Raw genomic sequence first — 1,290 nt, forward strand, 5'->3', positions numbered from 1 at the left:
TGCCGGCTCCGACCGCGCCGCCGGGAGGCCGTGCCCCTTTGGCGTCGTCGCGCAGGAGGGGGCACGGCCCGAGCACCTGGCAGGGGTGGGCGGCCGCTGGCCCGGTGTGCCGGATCGACACGAGTTCGCTGTGTGGGCGTGCCGCCGGCGGGGTTGCGTGGCGCGGCATGGAACAGACCGGGCCGGGCCGGGCCGGCGGCCGCCCCCCTTTTCCCGGGGTGTGGTCGACTCAGGGGGTGGGTGCTGACCCGATCACCTCCTTCTTGTCGCATCTTCTTGTCGCCTCTCGGTGGCGGATCCGTCCGTCGCGGGCCCGGACCCGCCGTGCCGGTCAGCTGTTGATCGCCTGGCGCTCGCCCTGACCGGTGCTGATCTGGATCTTGCGGGGCTTGGCCTGCTCGGCCACCGGGATCCGTAGCGTGAGCACGCCGGCGTCGTAACTCGCCTCGATCGCGTCGGTGTTCAGGTTGTCACCCAGCACCAGCTGCCGGCTGAACGTGCCGCGGGGCCGCTCGGCGGCGAGCATCTGGTCGGTGTCCTCCCGGGCCGGGCGCTCGGCCCGCACGGTGACCACGTTGCGCTCGACGTCCAGGTCGACCGCCGACGGGTCCACCCCGGGCAGGTCGAACTGGACCACGAACGTGTCCCCCTCGCGCCAGGCGTCCATCGGCATCACCGCCGGGTTGGCCAGGGTGCCGCTGCCGCCAAACACCTGGCGGGTGAGCCGGTCCAGCTCCCGGAACGGGTCGGTGCGCATCAGCATCTGTGCCATGTGGGTTCTGCTCCCTTCTGCTGCTGGTGTTGCTGTGGTCGGGTCTTGCCACAGCCACCGTTCTCCAGCGGCTGCTATAGATTTCATATAGCACATGTATCAGACTGGGGCAAGCGAAGGACGCGAGGAACGACACGGAAGGGAGATCGATCGGTATGGCAGGAACCCACACCGGCCTCGGCCGCCGCTCGGCGCGCCGCGGCCACGGCTGCGCGGGGAGGTGTTCGCGGTGATCTTGAAGGAGGTGTCGGTGGAGCGGCTGGCGTTCACCTGCGACGGCTGCGGCCGGACCTGGTCGGTCGACTACGACGTACAGCACGTCGAAGACGGGCACGGCCACGACCGGGACTACTACTTCCACGACCAAGTGCCCTGCCCGGACCCGACCGCCCCCGGGGCGGTGCTGTGCCCCACCTGCGGGCGGGCACACGTGGTGGTGGAGCTGACCGCCCGCCGGGCCAGCCCCGCGGTCACCGACACGGCCGCCGGGGACCTGGGCACCCGCCCGGACGCGGGCA

At 71.6% G+C, this 1,290-nt stretch carries 2 protein-coding genes; one reads left to right on the forward strand and one right to left on the reverse strand.

Annotated elements, in window-relative coordinates; genetic code table 11:
• Positions 1-331: 331 nt before the first annotated feature.
• Positions 332-763, reverse strand: a complete 432-nt coding sequence (locus FRW57_RS21725) for an Hsp20/alpha crystallin family protein (protein ID WP_152187050.1) — start codon at positions 761-763, stop codon at positions 332-334.
• Positions 764-1,001: 238 nt separating this feature from the next.
• On the opposite strand from FRW57_RS21725, the gene FRW57_RS21730 reads away from it, so the two are divergent.
• The coding region (locus FRW57_RS21730) for a hypothetical protein (RefSeq protein WP_203230486.1) at positions 1,002-1,290 on the forward strand (289 nt) is incomplete at its 3' end.

The organism is Segeticoccus rhizosphaerae (genome assembly GCF_009192725.1).
Classification (GTDB): Bacteria; Actinomycetota; Actinomycetes; order Actinomycetales; family Dermatophilaceae; genus Segeticoccus; species Segeticoccus rhizosphaerae.

Excerpts from the sequence above, each read along its gene's own strand:
- FRW57_RS21725 (WP_152187050.1), bottom strand. The coding sequence starts at position 763 with ATGCTGATGCGCACCGACCCGTTCCGGGAGCTGGACCGGCTCACCCGC.